Raw genomic sequence first — 17830 nt, 5'->3', positions numbered from 1 at the left:
AAACGTTGGCTTCATTTCGTTAGAAATGAATATTATTGTTTGTTGACGTTCTTGTTTGTTTAGTTTTCAAAGATCAATTGTTACCGCTTCTCAAAAGCGACTTTATTAATATAACATAAGGTATTTTCTCTGTCAACACCTTTTTTAAACCGTCACTTACGAACATTTAATGCTTTGTTTCGCAGCGACGGTTATAAATATAACAAGGATTAATAAAAAGGTCAATAGTTTTTTAAGATATTCTTTTATAAACCCGATAACATCTATGAAAGATACCCTGTCCCTTTGTCTCTACATTCACTACTTCAATTAAATGTTTTTCAATTAAATACTCTAAAAGTATGGGCATATCAACAGAATATAAAGTAAGTTCTGTTTCCGACATAATCTCATTGAACTGCCAATATTCCTTGTCTTGAAGGATTTCTAATAAATGTGCGGAACCAATTTTCGTTCTTGAATAGATCATAAATTCACTGGCAAGGAATAAAAGTTCTAATCTTTTCTCTAAAGTTTCCTCACTGTTCACTAATTCTTCGTACAATTTATAAATTTCTGGTTCAATAAGTTTAACCTGCTGCCAAACTGTCAATTCCGGATGAAGACCATTGTCGATCACCGCAAGCCTTGCCAGATGATGGAGAGAATGAACCACGTGATTATAAGCATCCAAATATTGCTTTTGTTCAAATAATGCTTTTCCGTCTGTATATCTGCGAATTAGTTTTGCAAATTCGAGTCCCATTTTAATTTTCCGACCGTTAAATGGAAACTCTCTTAATTCTGTTTTCAAATGAGCAATATATTCATTCCGGTCAAAAATTATTTTTGCTTGGTGAAGCCACTCAAAAATTTTTCGGTTAGAACCAAATAAAATCCATTCCTGCAATTGGGCTTCTGTAACAATATGCATGGCTGCTTTTTTATTATCATATGAATAGTGTTTTATAAATACCGGCTGGTCTGCTTCCTTTACAATCACAAATAATACAACATCAAAAGAATCTGTAGTTTGATCTGTGTTTTGTTTTTTTTCAACCAATAAAATACCTAATGTATTTAATTGACTTGCCCTCTCTTGATATATAGGCCGAAGAATGTCTTCCATTCTCTTCCCTCCAATTTTCTCGATAGCAATAAAGTTCGACAGTAATGATAAATCTCCTTCTATATTTTGAGACAAAATTCGACATTCTTCCATTCCTCTTTTTTCTCAATTACGTAAAATTATGGTATAGTTGCTCTAGGAGGGAGTTTCATGGTGAAATATTCAAGTAAAATAAATAAAATTAGAACTTTTGCACTAACACTTATTTTCGTCGGTTTTATTGTGATGTATGGAGGAATTTACTTCCGGACTTCTCCGCTTATTATGACCATTTTTATGATTTTAGGTCTACTTTTTATTATAGCGAGTACTGTAGTTTATTTTTGGATTGGAATGTTATCGACGCGAACAGTACAAGTAAAATGTCCAGGTTGTGGAAAAACAACTAAAATGCTTGGAAAAGTGGACATGTGTATGTATTGTAATGAACCGTTAACTCTAGATCCGAATCTTGAAGGTAAATTGTTCGATGAATCTTATAATAAAAAAATAAAAAAATAAAAAAATAAAAAAAGATGGCTAAGCTTCTTGTAAGTACCAGAAGCAATTGCCATCTTTTTCATACAACCAAAGGGCTGATTTCTTCCTGAACTCAGCCTTTATCATTAATGAACCTGTTCTTTGTTTTCACAGTCCGGGCATGTACCATAGATTTCCATGCGATGGTTTGCGACTTTAAAACCAGTAACGTGTGTCGCCAGTTGTTCAACTTCATCCAAACCTGGGTAATGGAAATCAACAATTTTACCACATTCTTCACAAATCACATGATAATGATGGGAGGTGAAGAAATCAAATCGACTTGATGCATCTCCATAAGTAAGCTCTTTAACGAGTCCAACTTCACGAAATACTCGTAAATTATTGTAAACTGTTGCCACACTCATATTCGGGAACTTTCCTTCTAATGCTTTATAAATTTCGTCTGCAGTAGGATGTGACATTGAGTTTATTAAATATTCAAGTATCGCATGACGTTGAGGAGTAATACGAACTCCCGTTTCCTTCAAAGTATCCAACGCTTCTTTTAATTGATTCATCGCCATGCACCTCTTTTCTAAAAAGAATTATTAAATTATAATTGTTATAATTAGTTTACTAGGTAATTTGTACTTTTGTCAATATTGTAATACCACTTACACCTATATTAGCTGTGTAATGTCTTTTCCGCGAATCCCAACTTGGCATTTACATATCTTGCCGTTACAAACAATAAATCAGAAAGCCGATTCAAATATACTAACACTATTGGATTAATCTCATCTCCCAATGCTACCGCACAACGTTCGGCCCTGCGAGTGATAGTTCGTGCTACATGAAACGCTGCTCCTGCAGGATGACCTCCCGGGAGGATAAAATTCTTTAATGGTTCTAGTGCTGCATCCCATTCATCAATATATTTTTCCATTTCCTCTATACCTTCTGACGCAAGTGACCACTTCACTTCCTTACCTTTAGGTGTGGCCAGTTCTGCACCGACATGAAAAAGATTTGTTTGTATTTTATGATATAACTCTTCAATTATTTCTTTCCCTTGAAAATTTTCCTTATTTAAATAACTAAGTGCTAAGCCGATCATGGAATTAGTTTCATCACAAGTTCCGTATGCTTCAACCCGCAAATCGTTTTTAGCAACTCTTTGTCCATAAATTAAGGAAGTGGTTCCCTTATCACCGGTTTTTGTATATATTTTCATTTTTTAGCCCCCCCATTATTTATGATCGTAAAGAAAGTTTTATTTCATCATAACACCTTAGTAGATAGTAAGAATACTCAGGTCATAAAAAAGGGACCGCGAACGGTCCAAAAAATTTATCTGAGGAGGTATGCCCTAATAAAATGATATTCATCTAAACCAGAATTGCATTGGACAAATGCCTTTACTCAGTAAAATAGGCGAAGAAGCTCCCTAAAGGTTTCCTTTAATAAAGTTTAATGCTTCTTCTACATGACCTTTAACTTGAACCTTTCTATATACCTTCACTATTTTTCCATTCTGATCAATAATGAATGTGGACCTTTCGATTCCCATATATTCTTTGCCAAAGTTTTTCTTAAGAGTCCAAACTCCATAATTCTCGGCTACCATGTGGTCGGCATCAGCTAGCAGCAAAAACGGCAAACCATATTTCTCTACAAATTTTTGATGGCGATCGACCGGGTCGGGACTAACACCTAAGATGACTGCATTCACATCACTAAACGCTTGATGCTGATCCCTAAAATCGCACGCTTCCGTAGTACACCCAGGTGTCATATCTTTTGGATAAAAATATAGAACCACATTTTTTCCTTTTAAAGCTGATAAAGTAATTTGCTCACCCGTTTGGGCCTCAAGGGTAAAATCAGGCGCCTGCATTCCTATTTCTACTGTCATTTTATTCACTCCACTTTGCAAAATATTCCTATTCATAGGGTAACCAAAGTTTCAGAACAAAACAACTTTCCTGCACATAAGATTATTTTTCACGATCAAACATAAACTTTGCTACGAAGGCGGCTGGCAAAGTGTAACCGATTAATGCTTCTGTAATAGCGATTAATCGACCAATTCCCAGCGGTATGACATCCCCATTTCCTACGGAGAAAAGCATCATCGCACTAAAATAAAAGCTTGTTTCAAAAATGTTGGTTTTGTGTTGATCGTTCACTTCTTTTAATAAGGAATAGCCCATTAATTCAAACAGCAAATATAGCAAACCAAATCCAATAATTACGGTCAAATAGCAAATTCCCAAATAAAAAAAATTATCAAATGACACTAATTTCCCTTTTATGGTATTAGGCATAAAAATAGTTCTGATGCTCATAAAAATACAAAAAACAACTACTGGCAATAAAAAATAGAACACCTAAAGGTCACCTCAAATTCAACGTTGAGTTATTCTATTTCTATGCTAGCTTGGCCAATTAAAGTATATAAAAAAACGGACGACACGCGTCCGGATTCATGCTGCTTCTTAATTTCCTGCCCCACGGTATTTCTTCACTCCTTGATTCCATAACAGTATGGCAAGTGAAAAAAAGACCACACCCATTATAGGTGTTAAAAACGAATACCAATACCATCCTCTTTTTTCAAGGAAAAAGGCAGCTGGATATACCCCGACAAATGCAAATGGTAATATCCAAGTTAATACAAAGCGAATTAACTTGTTATAAATATTAATTGGATAGCGGCCGTAGTTGCTAATATTATACATCATTGGCATGATTGATGTTCTCGCATCTGCCCAAAAGCTTATACAGGCGAGTAAAACAAAAACTCCTCCATAAACAAGGGCACCGCCTATAACAAAAATAATAAATAAAATGGGATCATACCAATCTACATCTAAACCAATCCTGCTCCCGGCATAAATCATGACAACCAGTCCAGTAATGGCTCCTAACAAAGATTCCAACTCAATCCGCTCCAAAATAATTTGAAACAGACTATGAATCGGCCGAGTTAAGATTCGATCGAGCTCCCCTTTTACAATATATCGTTCATTAAAATCCCATATATTAAAAAAGGCAGAAAACACAGCAAAAGGAATTAAAAAGAAGCCATAAATAAAAATGATTTCATCTCTGGTCCACCCACCTAGCAAATTTGTGTGACCAAATACTACTAAAATAAAGATTAAGTTAATACCCTGCGACATAAGATCGGAGAAAAATTCCACAAATAAATCGGCACGGTATTGCATTCTCGTTTTTAAATATTGTGACAGATATTGAAAAAACATAGAAACATAAAACAATGTGGTTATCCCCCTTGAATGATCAGCTGTTTTTTCGCCAAATACCATAAAAGTTGGATTGGCATAATTAGGAATATCACCCAAATCAACTGCTGACCAATGGCGGCAATTGCCTGCTGATGTGTAAAACCATTGGTAAAAATCATGCTTGGTACATAGCTAATTCCTTGGAATGGTAGGAATTTCATGATGTCCTGCGCCCAAACAGGAAAGAAACTGATTGGCAATAGCAAGCCTGAAAACAGATCAATTACGACTCGTTTTGCCCGAATCAGACCCGCATTATTATATAAGAAGAAAGTCGTAATTCCAGTTAACAAATTAAGTTCCGTATTAATGAAAAAACTAAGGAGAATGGAAATGGAAAATAACCCCCATACACTTAAATCCCATGTGAAATGAATAGGGAAAATAAAATAAACAATGATCAATCCTGGAGTCGAAAATAAAAATAAACGGAAGATCCCTTCACCCAACCCTTGCATTGTCTTCATTGCCAAGTAATTATAAGGACGGATTAATTCTACTGCCACTTTCCCTTCCATGATTTCCAAGGCCATTTCACGATCAAGATTATTGAAATAAAAAGCCCGCGCCATCCAGGAAATGGCTATATAGGTTGTCATTTGTGTAACGGAAAGCCCTTGGATATTCTCCTTTGCACCGTAGATCGCCTTCCACAAAAAATAATAAGCTCCAATATTAATACTATAAATGAGGATACCAGTATAGTAATTTGTTCGGTAGGCGAGCATCATTAAAAAACGGATTCGAATCATCTCCAAATATTTATCCAACCTCTACCGCACCCTTTTCATAGATATTTCGTACAATTTCTTCTGTAGAAATTTCGTTAATTTTTATATCCTTTATTTTATATGAAGCGATTACTCTAGCAATCAATTGGGAAATGAGCTCATCACTTTCATCAATATTGGCAATAAAAATTTGCTCCTTTTCATCCAATTCCCATTTCACCGGAAACTCCTTGGTTAACGCACGAACCGAAGTAAGATCGACGTTTTCCAAAAATTGAAACCTCAGTTCTTTGCCTTCTGCCCAGGTTTCTTTCAAATCATTTAGTGCTCCATCATATATAACTTTACCTTCATCAAGCATGATCACCCGCTCACATAATGCTTCGATATCAGCTAGATCATGTGTTGTCAGCAGGATGGTGGTATTATATTTTTCATTGATTTCTTTAAGAAATTCACGAATTTTTAGTTTGACCAGTACATCAAGACCAATTGTTGGCTCATCCAAAAATAATAATGGTGGATTGTGTATTAATGCTGCAGCCAACTCACATCTCATCCTCTGACCGAGCGATAACTTTCGAACTGGCTTATCTAAGAGTGGTTCAATATCTAATGTTCTAATTACATGATTCATATGATCGTCATATTGCTCATCCGTTACCTTGTAAACTTTTTTCAACAAACGAAATGACTCTTGAACAGCTATATCCCACCAAAGTTGAGAACGTTGACCAAACACCACTCCTATTGTGCGTACAAATCTCTCCCGCTCCTTGTGAGGATTCATCCCATTTACGGTAATTTGACCTGCCGTTGGCGTTAAAATTCCTGTCAGCATTTTAATGGTGGTTGATTTACCAGCCCCATTTTCGCCTATATATCCAACCATTTCACCTTGCTTAACAGTGAAACTAATATCATTTACAGCAGGCATGATTTTGTAATTTCGTGTAAATAAATCCCTAAATGCACCCTTTAGACCTGTACGGCTTGAATAGGCTTTAAATTCTTTACGTAAGTTGTTTACTTCTATTGCGTATTTCATCTATATTCCCTCCCGAAGCTACCCTAATGGTTTAGTTTAGCCAAATAATCATTTTACCACAACTGTCCTGCATTTTTTCCTGACTTGAATTGTTTAAAAGGTTTATGATAGCAAAAAGTGGTAGAATAAAATGGATTACGTTTAAGGGGGAAAAAAATAATGCAATTTACTAATTCAGAACGACTACATAATGAAGCGTTAGAACATATTGTCGGAGGAGTAAACAGCCCGTCCCGTTCTTATAAAGCGGTAGGCGGTGGTGCACCGGTTGTCATGGAGCGTGGTCAGGGCGCTTATTTTTGGGATGTGGATGGCAATCAATATATCGATTATTTAGCAGCATATGGACCGATTATTACAGGTCATGCCCATCCTCATATTACAGAAGCCATTATAAAAGCAGCTGAAACAGGCGTTTTATACGGAACTCCAACACCTCACGAGGTGAAGTTCGCCAAAATGTTAAAAGAAGCGATCCCATCCTTAGATAAGGTTCGCTTTGTAAACTCCGGCACCGAAGCTGTTATGACTACCATTCGGGTAGCTCGTGCTTATACCGGTCGTGACAAAATCATTAAATTTGCCGGATGCTACCACGGTCATTCTGACCTAGTCCTTGTTGCTGCTGGTTCCGGCCCATCAACCCTTGGCACACCCGATTCAGCTGGTGTTCCAAAAAGTATCGCTCAAGAAGTTATCACCGTTCCTTTTAATGATATCGGACCTTTTAAACAGGCATTAGAAAAATGGGGTGATCAAATTGCTGCTGTCCTTGTAGAGCCGATTGTCGGCAATTTTGGAATTGTGGAACCTAAACCTGGATTTCTGAAGCAGGTGAATGAATTAACTCACGCTGCCGGGGCTTTAGTTATTTACGATGAAGTCATTACAGCCTTCCGTTTTATGTATGGCGGTGCTCAGAATTTATTAGGAATTACTCCCGATTTAACAGCTATGGGAAAAATAATCGGCGGAGGTCTGCCTATCGGCGCCTATGGAGGCCGTAAAGAAATCATGGAAACAGTTGCTCCACTTGGACCAGCATACCAAGCAGGGACAATGGCCGGTAACCCCGCCTCCATTCTTGCAGGAATTGCCTGCCTCGAGGTCTTAAAACAAGATGGCGTGTATGAATACTTAGATCGTTTAGGTGCTATGCTGGAAGAAGGAATATTATCCGCGGCAAAAGAGTATGATATTCAACTTACCATCAACCGATTAAAAGGTGCATTAACTGTGTACTTTACAAATGAAAAAATTGAAAACTATGAGCAAGCTGAAAATACAAATGGAGAAATGTTTGCGAAATTTTTCAAATTGATGCTTCATCAAGGAATCAATCTTGCACCTTCTAAATATGAAGCATGGTTTCTCACGATCGCCCATACAACGGAAGATGTTGAGGCCACATTGCATGCAGTTAGAAATGCATTTTCGACACTAAAATCAGAATAATTATGCAATTTTTATGCAATAACGGGAGCATTTTGTGCTCCCGTTATTATTTAAATAATAATGAAAACGTTTACAGTTATGCTTTTACCCCCATTTTTTACCTTAATTTTCATATCCAGAAACTTGTATATTTATTTGATTTCTGAAAATTCTTATGATACTATTAGATTATTATTTTTGTTTTTCACCCTTTAACTAGATACCTCGTTAAAGCAAGAAAACATGCCACTCTTTCAATATTACGTTTCATAGGAGGTGAAGCGGCTTACTGAGGTTTTCCGAAGAAGCCCGACAAAAATGACTCAAAGATGGACCCCTTCCCAATTTAAAGATTTCCACAAACATGAACATGATGCTTGTGGTATAGTCGCTTGCCTTGAGAAGAAAAAAACCCCTACTAGAAAAAACATTTTTGATTGTATTAACGCATTAGTAACCATGAACCACCGTGCAGGTTTTATTAACGGTGAAGGAGATGGCGTTGGAATTCACTTAGATATTCCCGTTGAACTCTGGAAAGAAAAACTTACTAATGTCAATCTCGATCCTTCCCTTGTAGATAATGATAGCTTTGCGGTTGGTCACCTTTTTATTAGTCAAAAGGTTAACTGGGAATCTACTAAGCTAGAAATTGCAGAGAAGCTGAAAAAACATGAGTTAGACCTGATTTTTGAAACCGATCAAGTAACTAACCCATCTGCTTTAGGCCCAATCGCCATCCAAGAAAACCCAGTTTTTTGGCAATTCGCTTGTATTTCCGATGAAAAAGGGTCAGAGCTTACTAAAGCTTTATTTAATGCACTAATCGATATTGAAAAAAATGAGCATATCCATGTTGCGTCCCTAAGTCAAAATCATGTTGTCTACAAAGTAATGGGTGCCGGAGATATTCTTCCCCGCTATTATCAAGATCTTGCCAACCCACTGGTTGCATCAACCATTACCCTTGGACATAACCGTTATTCTACCAATACACTTTCAAGCTTTTTCCGCGTTCAGCCTTTTAGTGTTCTCGGACATAATGGGGAGATTAATACCATTGCCAAACTTCGCGATGAAGCAAGAATGATTGGAGTACCACTTGTAAAAGACGGAAGTGATTCACAAGATTTAAGCAGAACCCTTGAAACACTTATATGTCGTGAAGGGTATTCTCTGTTTGAAGCGATGGATTTGTTATTCCCTCCTATAATTAATGAAATTAAAGCTTATCCTGAGCATTTACAGGACTTATATACTTATTTACGTGAAGGTTGGGGCCATTTCGCCCAAGGACCTGCTGGTATTATTTCACGTTACGGTGAGGAAGCAGTGTTTAGTGTTGACGCATTAGGACTTCGCCCGCTTTGGATGCTTGAAACAGAAAGTTCCTTTCATTTCTCTTCTGAGCCAGGGATTATTCCCGCAAGTGAATATGTTAACGACCCTAAACCTCTAGCACCAGGTGAAAAAGTAGGTTTTAAATGGAATGAAGATGTTTTAGATGTATACGAATCTAGCCGCTTCCAAAACGAAGTCTACAATCGTTTTTCAACTAGATTAAATTTAAGTGAAGCAAGATTCCGCCTCCAGCCACCTGTTTTCGGAAAAACTGTCACGATGAGTTATCCAGAAAAAATTCATAATGGGCAATATAAGGCGTTTGGTTGGGAACGTGACCATATCCAATTGATTGAACAAATGGCTGAAAAAGGAATTGAACCGATTCGTTCATTAGGTCATGACGCCCCGCTTGCGGCTTTAAATCCCGAGCGAGTAAACATTGCTGACTATATTAAGGAAAGTGTTGCGGTTGTAACGAATCCTGCCATCGACCGTGATCGTGAAACTGAGCATTTCTCTACCCGTGTCATTATCGGGAAACGCCCTAATTTATTTGCCAACAATGAAGCAGAGACCGTTATTGAATTAACGACCCCGCTATTATTGGAAGGAAAAGCCGGTTATACATGCTCTGAAAGCCTTGGTCAACCAAGCTTTGACCAAATTATACAGCATTTTCATGAACAAAAACTGGCAGCGTTTATATCTGCTACATTCCAAAAGAATGAAAATCTTGATCAGGCGCTGGAAAGATTAGCAAGTGAAGCTGTTGAGGCGGTTAAAGCCGGAAAAACTTTGCTTGTCTTAGATGATGCAAAAGCACACCAAGAAGATTCATACTGGATTGATCCGCATTTAGTCACTTCGGCGATTGATCAGGCTTTAGTTAAAGCAGAATTACGAAGAGATTGTTCATTGGTTTTACGTTCAGCAGCGATTCGATCCTTACATGATATCATTACTGTGTTTGGATTAGGTGCTGATTTAATCAGTCCATATTATATGTTCTTAACTGTCCTTGGTGATTCTGCAACACCATTGCTTAACTTATACAGTGCTCTTACAAAAGGGTTAGAAAAAGTAATCTCTACAATTGGAATTCATGAGCTGCGTGGCTACGGTCGCTTGTTCTCCAGTATCGGTGTGCACGAATCCGTTGCCGAAGTTTTGAATATCGTCAACTTCTTCGGATCTAAAGATATTGAATCTAATTTTGAAGCTTTAAAGCTTGATTCTTTTAAAAGAGCAGAAGATTATCAAAATGAAAAAGAAAGAGTCGGAAAAACATTCCATCTCTTCCCTCGGATTTGGAAATCCATTGGTGAAGTTGCGGCAACAGGTGACTACGGCGTTTACCGCGACAAAATTACTGAGCAGGAATCCGAGAACCCAACAACCATTCGCCATTTGGTCGATTTAAAGAAAAGCGATAAAATGGTATCTTCTACAGAAGTAGATCTTCGAGTTGGTGATCATGATTTACCGTTTGTCATTTCATCCATGTCATTTGGTTCACAAAACGAAATTGCCTTCCGAGCATATGCAGAAGGTGCTGATCGGTTAAATATGGTGAGTTTGAACGGTGAAGGTGGAGAAATCAAGGATATGCTTGGAAAATATCCAAAAACCCGCGGCCAGCAGATTGCATCAGGACGCTTCGGTGTCAATGCAGAGCTCTTAAACTCTTCTAATCTGTTAGAGATTAAAATCGGTCAAGGGGCAAAGCCTGGTGAAGGTGGTCACTTGCCAGGTTCAAAGGTCACGGCAAAAGTTGCTGCAGCACGTAATGCAACGCTCGGATCGGATTTAATCTCTCCATCCAATAACCATGACATCTATTCAATTGAAGACCTTGCCCAAATGATCCAAGAATTAAAGACAGCTAATGATCAGGCCAAAATCGCTGTAAAAGTTCCGGTTGTTCCAAATATCGGTACTATTGCAGTTGGAGTTGCCAAAGCTGGAGCAGATATTATTACCTTAAGTGGATTTGACGGTGGCACAGGTGCAGCCAGAATTCATGCCCTGCAATTCGTGGGTCTCCCAGTTGAAATTGGTGTAAAAGCAGCCCACAACGCATTGTTGGAAAGCGGTTTGCGTCATAAGGTGGAACTTTGGGCAGACGGCGGAATGAAGAGTGCAAAAGACGTCTTAAAAATCATGCTCCTCGGTGCAAACCGTGTCGGCTTTGGTACACTGGCCATGCTTTCCATTGGTTGTACTACTTGCCGTGGCTGTCATTTAGACACCTGCCATGTGGGAATTGCTACTCAAATTGAATCAGAGGCACAGGCAAAAGAACATGGTCTAAGACGCTTCGTACCACGCCAATTTGATTTAGCCGTTCAAGGAATCATGAATCTCTTCACTGCATTTGGAAGTGAGTTAAAGGAGCTTGCCGGCTCGTTAGGAATTCGTAATCTTCAAGATGCTGTAGGTCAATCTGAATTATTAGAGCAAGTAAAAGGTGAGAATCAACTTAATCTTTCTTACTTATTAAAAACGCTTGAAATCAGTCAATTTGCTAAAGTTGAGTCTTCTAAATCAATAGAAGATGTTCAAATGCAAGTTGCTGCTGGAGCGGAATACCTGGATGCAAGTGTTGATCAATTGCATTCTTCAAGGGAATTTGTTAGCGTCACATCTGAACAGCGAGTATTAGGAAGTCGTGTTTCCTGTCATCGTGTTCGCGGACGCCTTGACGGCTCTTACAAGCAACTACCACCAGTTCAGCTTAAATATAAAGAAGGCTCTATCCCTGGTAACGGGTTAGGTGCTTATAACAGTGAAGGTATTGAAATTACTGTAAACGGCGGCGGTCAAGACGGGGTTGGTAAAACTTCCTTTGGTGGAAATATCCTTGTGCTTAAGTCAAAAGGGAAAAATGGCAAATTTGTAAATGGTTCTGTTGGTAAAGGCTTTGGCTACGGAGCTCAGAAAGGTCTTCTTGTTGCTCAAGGAAACGCTGATGCCCGTGCCGGAATCCGACTCTCCGGGGCAGATTTAATTATTGGCGGGCAAGTGAAAAAGCCAATCCCTGTAACTGAAAACGGCAATATTGGCTCTAATGCTAATATTAAAGGCTTTGCCTTCGAATACATGACAAACGGCCGTGGCCTTGTTCTTGGTGACCCAGGTCCATGGATTTGTGCCGGTATGACTGGGGGCGTAATCTATGTTCGCCATCAACCAGAAATCGGTCTAACCAAAGAAGCCATTCAACGCCGTGTCGCAAAAGGTGCGAAGGTTACAGTTACTGCTTTAAATGAAAAAGGCAAACAAGATGTAAATGAGCTTTTAGCAAAATACACAGACATCTTGGAGCAAAACGGTCAAGCGGAGGAAGCTAACCAACTCCGTGAGCTATTAGCTAAGCCAGAACAAAACTTTGTACAGATAGTACCTGTTAAAGAACAGGCAGATCCTTCTGTATCAACTGAATAAAACCTATTTAAAAGGGCATCCGCTACTGATAGCGGGTGCTGTTTTTTTGTTAATTTGTTAGGTTTTTTCTTTATTGAGAAAAAGCATTTAAAAATATGTTTATGGATGCCCCTTTTTGATTTGAAAAAGTTACTAGTTGGGGGCGACTATAAGGCCTATTGACTTTCAACGTTAGCAACATTCTATTACACTGAAATTAAAAAAGTAACTTTCAAACCTAAGTGTGGTCGCCAATTAAACTTCATAACCATTTCCCTCTCCTTCTAATCCAAACAGTCGTTATGAGCCTCACTTAACGACCGCTTCCCCCTTCATCTCATCCAAACAGTTGTAATGAACCTCGTATAACGACCGCAACTCCTCTCTTCTAATTCAAACAGTCGTTATGAACCTCCCTTAACGACCTCCACCCCCTTCTTTTTATCCATACAATCTTTATGAACCTCACATAACGACCTGTCCACCTTTTTCATTCACATAAAGGCTTTATGAATCGTCCCCCAAAGCAAACCCGCCAAATCAAATTCCATAACAATTCGCATAACTACCATTCTTTTTAGCAACAAATTGTAAAGAAAATCATATACTTTCTCTTGATTAAATGTTTTAATCCATGTATAGTACAATATTGTTTATATGGGAAGTTACAGAAATAGACTATTATTTTTGAGAGGAATCTAAAACAAATGAAGTTAGGTGCCCGCATTTTAAAAACGGGAATTGCTATTGTTTTATCGCTATATTTAGCACAAATTTTACATTCACCTTCTCCGGTGTTTGCGGCGATTGCTGCAATATTTGCGATTCAGCCAACCATCTATCGTTCCTATCTGACAATTATTGAACAGGTACAGGGGAATATTATTGGAGCTGTTTTCGCCGTTATTTTTGTTCTGCTGCTGGGGAATCATTTTATCGTCATTGGAATGGCTGCCATTATGGTCATTCTGTTAAATTTAAAACTTAAGCTTGAGAATACAATAGGACTTTCGCTTGTAACACTGATTTCCATTATGGAAACTCCAAGCGGTAACTTTATTCAGTTTGCAGGAATTCGTTTTTCAACGATCATGATCGGTGTTTTTTCGGCTTTCATTGTTAACCTCGTGTTTATGCCGCCAAAGTATGAAAATAAGCTATATAATAAAATTGCCGGAACCACAGAAGAAATTATCAGATGGATTCGTTTAAGCTCCCGCCATGACTATGATCATCAACAACTTAAAACAGATATTGAAAAGTTAAAAAACAACATTAAAGCAATGGAACAGTTTTTTTCCATGTATAAGGAAGAGCGAAGTTATTTTAAAAAGAACCTTTTGGAAAAAACTCGCAAGCTGGTGATTTATCGACAAATGAATGTCACTGCTAAAAAAGGGCTTGATACATTAAAAAGACTTCATCGGTTTGAAAATGAATTACTTCAGCTGCCCGAGGATTTTAAACAAGCCATCCAAGAGCATCTCGATTACCTGATTTATCGTCATGAGCAGCTCATGCTCCGCTTTATCGGGAAAGTACCGACGCCGGATTCAGAGACTGAAAATGATGTTGAAGCTAATAATAAGCAACTATTTCAGCTCTTTTTAGCACATCAGAGGGAATCTACTGATGATACGAACATGCATCTCTACCACACCATGCAAATAGTCGCAACGATTATTGATTATAGTGAACAGGTGGAGCATCTTGATATTCTCATTACCAGCTTTCATGCCTTTCACGATAATGAGGTTCAAATTGAAGATACGAACAATGATTATTAGAAAACTCACCAATTGACGAGCCTTTAGGCGAAGACAGAGGCGTAGTTGCAATTATGCCTGATAGGAAAGTATATACTTTATATTGGCAAAAAGGCCGGAGCAGCTATGAATCTGCTTCGGCCTCTGTTTTTTCGAGTTGTTGAACTTGAAATAATTTATAATAATTTCCCTGTTTTCTCATTAACTCGTCATGTGTGCCAATTTCTACAATTTTTCCATGTTCGATTAAAATAATTCTGTCTGCATGCGTAATCGTTGATAACCGATGGGCAACGATAAAGGTGGTTCGATCCTTTGCCAGCTCGTTCAGCGACTCTTGAATTAAGTGCTCACTTTCTAGATCAAGGGCAGAGGTGGCCTCATCCAGAATCAAGATTGGCGGGTTCTTCAAAAAGACCCTGGCGATCGCAATCCGCTGCTTCTGCCCACCGGATAGTTTGACACCTCTTTCTCCAACCTTTGTGTCATATCCTTCAGTTAAATGCTCGATAAAGTCATGGGCATTTGCTGCTTTTGCTGCAGCAAAAACCTCTTCTTCAGTGGCAAATGGTTTCCCCAATAGAATATTATCCTTGACTGATTCACTAAATAATATATTATCCTGAAATACGACTCCGATTTTATCCCGCAACGTTTGAACCTTAAATTTGCGAATATCCGTACCATCAAGGGTAATCCTACCTTCACTAACATCATAGAAGCGTGGAATTAGGCTGACCAGCGTAGATTTCCCTCCGCCGCTCATGCCAACAAGAGCAATCGTCTCGCCTTTCTTAACATCCAGACAAATGTTTTTTAACACATATTCTTCGTCGTCATGATAGGAGAAAGAAACGTTCTCAAAGGATATATCCCCTTTTACCTCCTCACATAGCAACGCATCCGGTTCATCTACGATATCGTACTTTTCGTCTAAAAATTCAAATACCCGATCCATTGAGGCAAACGATTGGGTTACCGTCGTAGAGGAATTTACCAATCTCCGTAAAGGATTATAGAGTTTATCAATGTAAGCAAAGAAAGCCACCATCGTCCCTAATGAGAGTTGGTTTTGAATTACAAGGTAGGCAGAATAACCGATTACGATTAACGGGGCAATATCCGTGATCGTATTTACGACCGAATACGATTTAGCATTCCAGCTTGTATGCTTCAAGGCCTTGTCTAAAAAATTGGCATTTTGCCGGTTAAACTGGGTTTGCTCAAATTCTTCAATGGCAAAACTCTTGATGACCGGCATGCCTTGCACCCGTTCGTGCAAATAGCTTTGAACCTCTGCAAGGGCTTGGGATCTCATTCTTGTTAAGTTTCGTAATTGACCAAAAAAGTATTTAATGGAGAAAGCATAAAGTGGAAACATCAAAACAGATATTATGGTTAGTTTAGCACTCATAGAGAACATAAGAACGATTGCGATGATAATAGTGGCAATATCGAGCCAAATATTCATTAAACCGGTCATAACGAAGGTTTTGGTTTGCTCGACATCGTTAATAACCCGTGAAATTATTTCACCGGCACGGTTATTCGTATAATATTTAAAGCTTAGCTTTTGAATATGCTGATACATCGAATCCCGCAAATCAAATAAAATTTTATTTGACGTCCATTGCGCAAAATATTGGCGGTAATATTCAACAGGGGGCCTTAACACGACAAAAATAATGATCATCACCGATAATATAAACAGGAGTTTGTGAATTTTGACATCATTGGTCAAATGAGTATTGCCCACAATATCATCGACCACATATTTAATTAACATTGGAATAACGAGAGGAATCGAAAATTTAATGATTCCAATAAAAATGGTAGCAATAATTTGCCATTTATATGGTTTAACAAAATGCAGGTATCTGATAATACTATTCAAACCCGCTCCCCCTTTAATTAGGACTACAGATAAAAACCTGTTGATTTCTCAACAGGCGTTCTCTTACAAACTCCATTTAACGTCTGTATGTTAAATAACGTTCATACCAAATATCAATAAAATCGGGGGCAAATGGACCGCTTCGCTGTCTAATCCATTGAATGAGCTTATCGACATTTCTTTTTAAAATTTGATCTATGACATCTGGATAATTCATTTCCCTGCGATGACGCTCATACTCATCTTCATCAAGCAAATTAAAGGTCATATCTGGGTACACCTTGATATCTAAATCATAATCAATGTATTTTAGTGCTTCGCCATCAAAAATAAATGGCGAACTGATATTGCAATAATAATAGATCCCGTCTTCACGAATCATCCCAATCACGTTAAACCAGTATTGAGAATGAAAATAACAAATTGCTGGTTCTCTTGTAATCCATGTTCTGCCATCTGATTCTGTTACAAGTGTTCGATCATTGCCGCCAATGACCAGGTTCTGTGACCCTTTTAAAACAGTTGTCTCTTCCCAGACGCGATGGATGTGCCCATTGTGTTTATAGCTATGTATTTGTATTGGTTCACCTTCGATGGGTACGCCCAAGTTTCTCCCCTACTTTCATTTCCGAACGCTTTGTTGGTCTGATCATTCACATCTAGAAGACGACAAAAGACAACAAAGTTAATTCCTGTTTTCTATTATTATAACGGTTGAGAGCAGAATTTAAAACAAAAGAGCCATATTTCCCATGGCTCTTTGTAAAAAATTGCGTATTTTTTTATAAAGTTGGGGTCAAATTTGTAGCCCGATAAGAATTAATAACCTCTTCGGTTTGTTTTTCAAATACCAATTGAATCTCCTTCAATTCCTTTTTCATGAGGTGTATATCGGTTTGGATGCTCTCCAGGTCTGTTTCTTTTTGCAGAGCCAGTAGTTCTGCTTCAATTTCCTGACATCTTTCCAGTTCAGCTTGCAGGTATAGCAATTTATCCATGGTTGCCATTTGTTCGGAAACTAATCTGTTAAACTGATCCATTTCCCTCACCGCCTTAAATTTGATACTTACTATGTATTCTCTAGAAATCCTCTTTTCCCTTTGACAACTTATGTTGACAGATTAGAATTTTTGTCGATTCAATAAAAAGAAGGCACTCTAGACGTTAGTAGAGTGCCTTCTTAGGTAAGTACTTATTAGCTTTGGCCAAATGAGCCTTGGTTTTTACGAGCTTGAGATTGTTGGTTTTGTTGTTTCACTTCTTGTGCATTTGTTTCGCTCGCAAATTCAGATCCAAAAGAACCTGCAGC

The 17830-nt window shown here is 38.1% G+C and carries 16 protein-coding genes; 4 read left to right on the top strand and 12 right to left on the bottom strand.

The window, feature by feature from the left end; genetic code table 11:
- Positions 1-232 precede the first annotated feature (232 nt).
- Positions 233-1108 (bottom strand): nucleotidyltransferase-like protein, encoded by an 876-nt coding sequence (locus V7083_RS07650; RefSeq protein ID WP_335476787.1) that lies wholly within the window; start codon positions 1106-1108, stop codon positions 233-235.
- A 150-nt stretch (positions 1109-1258) separates the two neighbouring features.
- On the opposite strand from V7083_RS07650, the gene V7083_RS07645 reads away from it, so the two are divergent.
- The gene (locus V7083_RS07645) at positions 1259-1609 is read left to right on the top strand and encodes a YgzB family protein (protein WP_335476786.1); all 351 of its coding nucleotides are present in this window, start codon (positions 1259-1261) and stop codon (positions 1607-1609) included.
- A 104-nt stretch (positions 1610-1713) separates the two neighbouring features.
- On the opposite strand, the gene perR is transcribed toward V7083_RS07645, so the two are convergent.
- From perR to V7083_RS07610, 7 genes are all read right to left on the bottom strand, one after another.
- Positions 1714-2154 (bottom strand): peroxide-responsive transcriptional repressor PerR, encoded by a 441-nt coding sequence (gene perR, locus V7083_RS07640; RefSeq protein ID WP_335476785.1) that lies wholly within the window; start codon positions 2152-2154, stop codon positions 1714-1716.
- 101 nt (positions 2155-2255) lie between these two features.
- A complete protein-coding gene (locus V7083_RS07635) occupies positions 2256-2804 on the bottom strand; it encodes a cob(I)yrinic acid a,c-diamide adenosyltransferase (protein ID WP_335476784.1) in 549 nt (182 codons plus the stop codon).
- A gap of 213 nt (positions 2805-3017) precedes the next feature.
- Positions 3018-3485 (bottom strand): thioredoxin-dependent thiol peroxidase, encoded by a 468-nt coding sequence (gene bcp, locus V7083_RS07630; protein ID WP_335476783.1) that lies wholly within the window; start codon positions 3483-3485, stop codon positions 3018-3020.
- Between the two features lie 82 nt (positions 3486-3567).
- Entirely contained in the window at positions 3568-3831 is a 264-nt protein-coding gene (locus V7083_RS07625; RefSeq protein ID WP_335476782.1) for an ion channel, read from the bottom strand.
- 237 nt (positions 3832-4068) lie between these two features.
- A complete protein-coding gene (locus V7083_RS07620; protein WP_335476781.1) occupies positions 4069-4854 on the bottom strand; it encodes an ABC transporter permease in 786 nt (261 codons plus the stop codon).
- A gap of 5 nt (positions 4855-4859) precedes the next feature.
- Positions 4860-5651: an ABC transporter permease gene (locus V7083_RS07615; RefSeq protein ID WP_335476780.1), complete on the bottom strand. Its 792-nt coding sequence runs from the start codon at positions 5649-5651 to the stop codon at positions 4860-4862.
- A complete protein-coding gene (locus tag V7083_RS07610) occupies positions 5644-6660 on the bottom strand; it encodes an ABC transporter ATP-binding protein (RefSeq protein WP_335476779.1) in 1017 nt (338 codons plus the stop codon). Before V7083_RS07610 ends, V7083_RS07615 begins: the two co-directional genes overlap by 8 nt.
- Before the next feature lie 159 nt (positions 6661-6819).
- On the opposite strand from V7083_RS07610, the gene V7083_RS07605 reads away from it, so the two are divergent.
- The 3 genes from V7083_RS07605 (at position 6820) to V7083_RS07595 (ending at position 14648) form a co-directional block, all read left to right on the top strand.
- Entirely contained in the window at positions 6820-8115 is a 1296-nt protein-coding gene (locus V7083_RS07605) for a glutamate-1-semialdehyde 2,1-aminomutase (RefSeq protein ID WP_335476778.1), read from the top strand.
- A gap of 297 nt (positions 8116-8412) precedes the next feature.
- On the top strand, positions 8413-12882 hold the full coding sequence (locus V7083_RS07600) for a glutamate synthase-related protein (RefSeq protein WP_335476777.1): 4470 nt from the start codon (positions 8413-8415) through the stop codon (positions 12880-12882).
- Between the two features lie 686 nt (positions 12883-13568).
- Positions 13569-14648, top strand: a complete 1080-nt coding sequence (locus tag V7083_RS07595) for an FUSC family protein (protein ID WP_335476776.1) — start codon at positions 13569-13571, stop codon at positions 14646-14648.
- A 103-nt stretch (positions 14649-14751) separates the two neighbouring features.
- Here the strand turns inward: V7083_RS07595 and V7083_RS07590 are convergent, their stop codons facing one another.
- From V7083_RS07590 to V7083_RS07575, 4 genes are all read right to left on the bottom strand, one after another.
- Entirely contained in the window at positions 14752-16521 is a 1770-nt protein-coding gene (locus tag V7083_RS07590; RefSeq protein WP_335476775.1) for an ABC transporter ATP-binding protein, read from the bottom strand.
- Between the two features lie 76 nt (positions 16522-16597).
- On the bottom strand, positions 16598-17128 hold the full coding sequence (ntdP, locus tag V7083_RS07585; RefSeq protein WP_335476774.1) for a nucleoside tri-diphosphate phosphatase: 531 nt from the start codon (positions 17126-17128) through the stop codon (positions 16598-16600).
- A gap of 175 nt (positions 17129-17303) precedes the next feature.
- Positions 17304-17561, bottom strand: a complete 258-nt coding sequence (locus tag V7083_RS07580; RefSeq protein WP_335476773.1) for a YgaB family protein — start codon at positions 17559-17561, stop codon at positions 17304-17306.
- Positions 17562-17716: 155 nt separating this feature from the next.
- Positions 17717-17830, bottom strand: a 114-nt coding sequence (locus V7083_RS07575; RefSeq protein ID WP_335476789.1) for a gamma-type small acid-soluble spore protein, incomplete at its 5' end; no start/stop codon positions are given.

The organism is Bacillus sp. JJ1764 (assembly GCF_036962145.1).
Classification (GTDB): Bacteria; Bacillota; Bacilli; order Bacillales; family Cytobacillaceae; genus Neobacillus.
Note: the sequence above shows the minus strand (reverse complement) of the source record. Positions and strands in the feature narration are given on the sequence as shown.

Coding starts and splice junctions, on each gene's coding strand:
- V7083_RS07650 (WP_335476787.1), bottom strand. CDS start 1,108: ATGGAAGACATTCTTCGGCCTATATATCAAGAGAGGGCAAGTCAATTA.
- V7083_RS07645 (WP_335476786.1), top strand. CDS start 1,259: ATGGTGAAATATTCAAGTAAAATAAATAAAATTAGAACTTTTGCACTA.
- perR (WP_335476785.1), bottom strand. CDS start 2,154: ATGGCGATGAATCAATTAAAAGAAGCGTTGGATACTTTGAAGGAAACG.
- V7083_RS07635 (WP_335476784.1), bottom strand. CDS start 2,804: ATGAAAATATATACAAAAACCGGTGATAAGGGAACCACTTCCTTAATT.
- bcp (WP_335476783.1), bottom strand. CDS start 3,485: ATGACAGTAGAAATAGGAATGCAGGCGCCTGATTTTACCCTTGAGGCC.
- V7083_RS07610 (WP_335476779.1), bottom strand. CDS start 6,660: ATGAAATACGCAATAGAAGTAAACAACTTACGTAAAGAATTTAAAGCC.
- V7083_RS07605 (WP_335476778.1), top strand. CDS start 6,820: ATGCAATTTACTAATTCAGAACGACTACATAATGAAGCGTTAGAACAT.
- V7083_RS07600 (WP_335476777.1), top strand. CDS start 8,413: ATGACTCAAAGATGGACCCCTTCCCAATTTAAAGATTTCCACAAACAT.
- V7083_RS07595 (WP_335476776.1), top strand. CDS start 13,569: ATGAAGTTAGGTGCCCGCATTTTAAAAACGGGAATTGCTATTGTTTTA.
- V7083_RS07580 (WP_335476773.1), bottom strand. CDS start 17,561: ATGGATCAGTTTAACAGATTAGTTTCCGAACAAATGGCAACCATGGAT.